The sequence below is a fragment of the Bradyrhizobium sp. genome (assembly GCF_035701725.1).
Lineage (GTDB): Bacteria > Pseudomonadota > Alphaproteobacteria > Rhizobiales > Xanthobacteraceae > Bradyrhizobium.
Genome location: NZ_DASSRP010000008.1, coordinates 21,128 through 27,127, shown reverse-complemented (window position 1 = coordinate 27,127; position 6,000 = coordinate 21,128). Strand labels below are relative to the sequence as shown.

General features: G+C 62.9%; 6 protein-coding genes. 5 read left to right on the top strand and 1 reads right to left on the bottom strand.

The features are described 5' to 3' along the window. The first annotated feature begins 70 nt into the window (after positions 1-70). From VFL62_RS00335 to VFL62_RS00315, 5 genes are all read left to right on the top strand, one after another. Positions 71-2,398, top strand: a complete 2,328-nt coding sequence (locus VFL62_RS00335) for a xanthine dehydrogenase family protein molybdopterin-binding subunit (RefSeq protein ID WP_325170387.1) — start codon at positions 71-73, stop codon at positions 2,396-2,398. Between the two features lie 222 nt (positions 2,399-2,620). Beyond that, a complete protein-coding gene (locus VFL62_RS00330; RefSeq protein ID WP_325170386.1) occupies positions 2,621-3,223 on the top strand; it encodes a LemA family protein in 603 nt (200 codons plus the stop codon). 78 nt (positions 3,224-3,301) lie between these two features. Beyond that, positions 3,302-4,258, top strand: coding sequence for a TPM domain-containing protein (locus VFL62_RS00325; RefSeq protein WP_414644558.1), 957 nt, complete (start codon positions 3,302-3,304; stop codon positions 4,256-4,258). A gap of 10 nt (positions 4,259-4,268) precedes the next feature. Further along, on the top strand, positions 4,269-4,766 hold the full coding sequence (locus VFL62_RS00320; RefSeq protein ID WP_325170384.1) for a TPM domain-containing protein: 498 nt from the start codon (positions 4,269-4,271) through the stop codon (positions 4,764-4,766). 149 nt (positions 4,767-4,915) lie between these two features. After that, positions 4,916-5,224 carry a GCG_CRPN prefix-to-repeats domain-containing protein gene (locus tag VFL62_RS00315; RefSeq protein ID WP_325170383.1) on the top strand — a complete coding sequence of 103 codons (309 nt, stop codon included), beginning with the start codon at positions 4,916-4,918 and terminating at the stop codon, positions 5,222-5,224. A 51-nt stretch (positions 5,225-5,275) separates the two neighbouring features. Here VFL62_RS00315 and VFL62_RS00310 read toward each other — a convergent pair whose 3' ends face one another. Further along, on the bottom strand, positions 5,276-5,926 hold the full coding sequence (locus tag VFL62_RS00310) for a glutathione S-transferase family protein (RefSeq protein ID WP_325170382.1): 651 nt from the start codon (positions 5,924-5,926) through the stop codon (positions 5,276-5,278). Positions 5,927-6,000: the final 74 nt, after the last annotated feature.

The window sequence follows — 6,000 nt, the reverse complement described above, 5'->3', positions numbered from 1 at the left end:
TGGCGACGCTTGGCCTGTTCCTTGCCTGTCGGCTACAGTGGCTTTCTGATCAAATTTCAAGGACCATGCGATGAACATTCTTCCCGGCAATATGCGTTTCGGTGCGGGCAAACCGGTCAAGCGTCTGGAAGACCAGCGGCTGTTGACCGGCAAGGGCCAGTTCACCGACGACAGGCCGGAAGAGGGTGCGCTGTGGCTCCATATGCTGCGCTCGCCGCATGCGCATGCCAGGATCGTTTCGATCGACACCACGGCCGCCCGCGCGATGCCGGGCGTCGAAGCCATTTATACCGGCGCCGACCTGATCGCCGATGATATCGGTACGCTGCCGACACTGTTGATTTTCCCGCGCCCCGACGGCTCGCCGATGACGGTGCCGCCGCGCCGTCTGCTAGCCCATGATCTGGTTCGTTATGTCGGCGAGACGGTCGCAGCCGTCGTGGCCACCTCGCGCTTTGCCGCGCAGAGCGCGGCCGAGGCGATCGTGGTCGAGTATGAAGAATTGCCGTCGGTGGTCGATCCGCTCGCCGCGATCGAACCGGGCGCGCCGGTCGTGTGGTCGGAAGTGCCTGACAACATCGTGGCCCGGATGAGCTATGGCGATGCCGCCGCGGTCGAGGCGGTTTTCGCCAAGGCCGAGCATGTCGTCTCGCTCGATCTGCTCAACCAGCGGCTGGTGCCCTGCGCGATGGAGCCGCGTTCGACCATTGCAGAAGTCGAGAAGAAGACCGGCCGTCTGATCCTGCACGTGCAGTCGCAGACCCCGGGAACGACCCGCGACATCCTCGCGGACGCCGTGCTGAAGCGGCCGAAGGAGAGCATCCAGGTTCTGGTCGGCGACATCGGCGGCGGCTTTGGCCACAAGACCAATCTCTATCCGGAGGACGGCATGGTCGCCTATGCCGCCGTCAAGCTGAACAAGAAGGTGCGCTGGCGCGGCGAACGCTCGGATGATTTCCTCGGGGGCACCCATGGCCGCGATCTGACCACCACGGCGGAATTCGCGCTCGACGGCAAAGGCCGCGTCCAGGCGTTCCGCGTCCGCTCGGTCGGTGGCACCGGCGCCTATATCTCAGGGACCGGCGCGCTGATCCCGCTGATCCTCGGTCCGTTCGTGCAGACCGGCGTCTATGACCTGCCGCTGGTGCACTACGACCTCAAGGCCGTCATGACCCACACCGCGCCGGTCGCTGCCTATCGCGGCGCGGGGCGCCCCGAAGCGGTGTTCGTCGTCGAGCGTCTGATGGACGCCGCCGCGCGGCAACTGAAGATCGATCCGCGCGCCATCCGCAAAGCGAACTACGTCAAGCCGGCGCAGATGCCCTACACCAACGCCGTCGGCCAGGTGTACGATTCCGGCGCCTTCGCCCATATGCTGGAGCGCGCCACCAAGCTTGCCGATTGGGACGGATTTGCCGCGCGCAAGAAGGCGGCCAGGAAGAAAGGTCTGCTCTACGGCCGCGGCCTCACCAGTTATATCGAATGGACCGGCGGCACAGTGCATAACGAGAAGGTCTCGCTGCATGCGACCGCCGAGGGCCGCATCGTGCTCCACGCCGGTACACAGGCGATGGGGCAGGGCCTGCAGACGTCATTTGCGCAGATGATCGCCGAAGCGCTCGGTGTGTCCATCGACAAGGTCGATGTGGTGCAAGGCAATACTGATCTTGCAATCGGTTTCGGCAGCGTCGGTTCGCGCTCGCTGTTCGTCGGCGGCACGGCCGCTGTCGTCTCGGCCGCCGATCTCATCAGCAAGGCACGGGAAAAAGCCTCCCAGATGCTGGAAGCCTCCGTCGAGGATATCGAATATCGCGATGGCACGCTCACGGTGGTCGGCACCGACAAGCATGTCAGCCTGTTCGACATCGCCAAGAAGGAAGAAGGCGCGCAGCTTTCGGTCAACAGCGAAGGCCAGACCGACGGCCCGAGCTGGCCGAATGGCACGCATATCTGCGAGGTCGAGATCGATCCGGACACCGGTGTCACGCGCGTCGTCCGTTACACGACGGTCGATGACGTCGGCGTCGCCATCAATCCGATGCTGGTGACGGGGCAGGTGCATGGCGGCGTCGCGCAGGGTATTGGCCAGGCGCTCTACGAAGGCGTGAGCTACAGCGGCGAAGGTCAATTGATCACCGCCAGCTATCAGGACTACTGCATCCCGCGCGCCGACGACATCCCGCCGATCGAGGTGACGCTGGATGGGTCGGCGCCCTGCCGCACCAATCCGCTCGGCGCCAAGGGCTGCGGCGAATCCGGCGCCATCGGTGGGCCACCCTGCATCGCCAATGGGGTGATGGATGCGCTCGCCGATCTCGGCATCACCTCGATCCAGACCCCGATCACGCCGATGAAGGTCTGGGAAGCGATCCGCGCCGCCAGAGCGAAAGCGGCGTAGAATTAGAGCGCAGCATCGTTCCGCATCGACGCTGTGCTCCCTCTCCCCTTTGGGGAGAGGTGAAGAATATAGCGGCAGCGATGCGCCACCTGAACCTTTCCTGTCATCAAAGCGACATAGCTCCGACAGTTTTTGATTTATTGCGAGCCCGAAGCTGCTTTCATGGCTTACCTGATTGCGCCGTTCTGGTAGGTTCGCGACACTACCTAACGGAGATTTTCGATGCGCAAGTTTTTGACGATGCTCGCGGCGCTGGCGACGCTGAGCCTGACCAATTGCGGTTATAACGCGATCCAGACCAATGACGAGCAGGTCAAGTCGGCCTGGTCTGAAGTGCTCAACCAGTATCAGCGCCGCGCCGATCTCGTTCCCAACCTCGTCAATTCGGTGAAGGGCTTTGCGCAGCAGGAAAAGGACGTGCTGCTTGGCGTCACCAACGCACGCGCCAAGGTCGGCACCATCCAGGCGACGCCCGAGCTCATCAACGATCCCGGCGCGTTTGCGCAATTCCAGGCCGCGCAGGGCGAACTCACCAGCGCGCTGTCGAAGCTCATGGTCGTCACGGAGAACTATCCGCAGCTCAAGTCGGATGCGCTGTTTCACGACCTGATGACCCAGCTTGAGGGCACCGAAAACCGCATCACCGTGGCGCGCAATCGCTACATCAAGGCGGTGCAGGACTATAACGTCGGCATTCGCACGTTCCCGAACAATCTCACCGCGATGGCGTTCGGTTACAAGGAAAAAGCCAACTTCACGGTCGAGAACGAAAAGGAGATTTCGACCGCGCCGAAGGTGGACTTCAATCCGGCGCCGGCGAAATAGTCCGCATTGTCCGGACCGATGCTCCGATGTTCGCACGGCATGATCCGGAAAAGTGGGAACCGGTTTTCCGAAAAGATCATGCCTAAACAAGAACCCAAAGCACGACGACGATTTGGTTTGCACTCGTCGTGCTTTTTGGCCCTCCTCTTTGCGTCCCTGATCTGCTGGCCGTTCGCAGCTTCAGCGCAGGTCGCCGTGCCGCCGCTGACCGGCCGCGTGGTCGATCAGACCGCGACGCTGTCGGCGGGCGATACGGATGCGCTGACGCAGCGACTGAAAGATCTCGAGAGACGCAAGGGCAGCCAGGTTGCAGTCCTTATTGTCCCGACCACGCAGCCCGAGAGCATCGAGCAATTCTCCATTCGCGTGGCGGAGGCCTGGAAGATCGGCCGCAAGAAGATCGACGACGGCGCGCTTCTGGTCGTTGCCAAGAACGACCGCAAGCTGCGGATCGAGGTCGGCTATGGCCTCGAAGGCGCGTTGCCGGACGTGACCGCGCGCCGCATCATCGACGAGATCATCGTGCCGCATTTCCGCACCGGCGATTTCGCGGGCGGAATTTCGGCCGGCGTCGACCGCATCATCCGTATCATCGACGGCGAACCGTTGCCCAAGCCGGCGCCGGAGGCATCGCATAGCAACACCGACATGGGTCTGCTGTTCAACATCATCTTCAGCCCGTTCGGCCTGATCGGTTATGCGGCGATCGCCGCCATGTTTCGCGGCCTGTTCGGGCGGCTGCTCGGCTCCGGCGTTACCGCGGGCGTGGTCGGCGCGATCTTCTGGTTTCTGTTGGGCTCGATCGACGTCTCCGTCTTCCTGGCCGTGGTCGCCTTCTTTGTCACGTTGTTTGGCGATGCGATCCTTTCCGCAAGCCAGCAAGCCTCCCGCAGCGGGCGCGGTTCTGGTGGAAGCTGGTCGTCGTCAGGTTCCTCGAGCGGCTCGTGGTCGTCGGGATCGAGTTCGAGCGACAGCGGCGGCTTTTCCGGCGGCGGCGGTGATTTCGGTGGCGGCGGCGCCTCGGGGAGCTGGTAGGCTTTAGATCATGAGCATCAAGCGCATCGGCAAGCATCTGATCGAGCACCACTGGCGGGCGCGTAGGGTCTTCCCGAAGGCGGTGCTTGACCTGATCGAGCAGGCAATCAAGACCGGCGAGGCGACGCATTCAGGCCAGGTGCGCTTTGTTGTTGAGGGCGCGCTTGACGGCAGGCCGCTGTTCTCAAACCAGTCCGCACGTGAACGCGCGCTCGATATTTTTTCGCATTTGCGGGTCTGGGACACGGCGCACAACAATGGCGTGCTGATCTATCTGTTGCTCGCCGATCGCAAGGTCGAGATCGTCGCCGATCGCGGCATCGACGCCAAGGTCGGTAGCGCGGGCTGGCAGAAGATCTGCGCCGCGATGGAGGCCGACTTCAAAGTAGGCAATTTTTCCGGCGGTGTGATCAAGGGTATCCAGGCGGTGTCGCGCGAGCTCGCAACTTATTTTCCGAGACAGGGCGGCGGGCCGAACGAACTGCCGGACACGCCGGTCGTGCTGTGAGAGAACGGCACGGCCATCAGAGCATATGTTGTTCATCATGCTGAACCGTTCATTCGTGTCAGGTTCATTCTCGCTGCGACATTCTGTCCGCCAGAGGTCACGCCGTGTCGCGTCGGCCTCTCGCGAAATCAAATGAATGGAGCACAGTCATGATGAAGAATTGGATCGCCGCCGGCGCCATTGCCTGCGGCCTGGCCGTGATGGCTGGAACGCCGCCGGCGCAGGCGATGCCTGTCGGCGCCATCGCCAGCGATGATGCGCAGGTCATCCTCGTTTCCGGCGGCTGCGGTCCCTACTGGCATCGCGGGCCCTATGGCGGGTGCCGGCCGGGCGGACAATGGGGTTACCCGGGCGGCGGGGGCGGTGGCGTTCCCTTTATCGAGGGCCCCTACGGTGGAAGGTGGTGTCCGCCCGGTTATCACCTCGGCCCGTACCGGGGCCGGTGCTGGCCGAACTGAGATTTGCAATCCGGGGTTCGTTCACACGAGCCCCGGAATGCCGTGCGCGCCTCACGTTCGCTTGCCTCCCGCCGGCGGGCTGACCGGATCGGCCTTGAGCGAAGGGCGCGCCGCCACGCGATCGAACCAGGCTTTGACATGGATATTTTCGGGCGCGATTGGCTGGCCAACAAGCGCGGCGAAATCGAGCCAGCAAAACAGCAGGATGTCGGCGAGTGTAAAGCGCTTGCCGCAGAGATATTCCCGTCCGTCCGCCATCTGGCCGTTGAGCCAGGCCAGCCGATTGGCGGCGACCATCTTCAGGCCGCTTGAGGCTTCGGGGATCACCGGAATCCGCTTCTCGAAAAACTTCACGGCCTCGCCGTAGCGATAGCCATTGGCCATCGGTTCGCAGATGTTGAGATCGACGCGGCGCGTCCACATCCGGCATTCGGCGCGCTCCTTTGGCGTCGATCCGATCAGCACCGGCTCAGGCTTGATCTCCTCGAGATATTCGCAGATCGCCGTGATCTCGGAGAGATAGCTGCCGTCGTCGAGTTCGAGGGTCGGCATCTGGCCGTGCGGATTGCGCTTGAGATGCTCGGCCTGCCGATTTTCGCCGCCGCGCAGATCGACGGTCTGCTTGGGCATCTCGATGCCTTTTTCGGCGATGAAGATGCGGACAACGCGCGGGTTGGGCCCGATCGAATCGTAAAGCTTCACGGCGTTCTCTCCCCCTTGATCTTATGCTGAGAGGCATTGAGCAGACGGTTTGGCGGCCTGTCAAACCGGGGAGC

Coding starts and splice junctions, on each gene's coding strand:
- VFL62_RS00335 (WP_325170387.1), top strand. CDS start 71: ATGAACATTCTTCCCGGCAATATGCGTTTCGGTGCGGGCAAACCGGTC.
- VFL62_RS00325 (WP_414644558.1), top strand. CDS start 3,302: ATGCCTAAACAAGAACCCAAAGCACGACGACGATTTGGTTTGCACTCG.
- VFL62_RS00320 (WP_325170384.1), top strand. CDS start 4,269: ATGAGCATCAAGCGCATCGGCAAGCATCTGATCGAGCACCACTGGCGG.
- VFL62_RS00315 (WP_325170383.1), top strand. CDS start 4,916: ATGATGAAGAATTGGATCGCCGCCGGCGCCATTGCCTGCGGCCTGGCC.
- VFL62_RS00330 (WP_325170386.1), top strand. CDS start 2,621: ATGCGCAAGTTTTTGACGATGCTCGCGGCGCTGGCGACGCTGAGCCTG.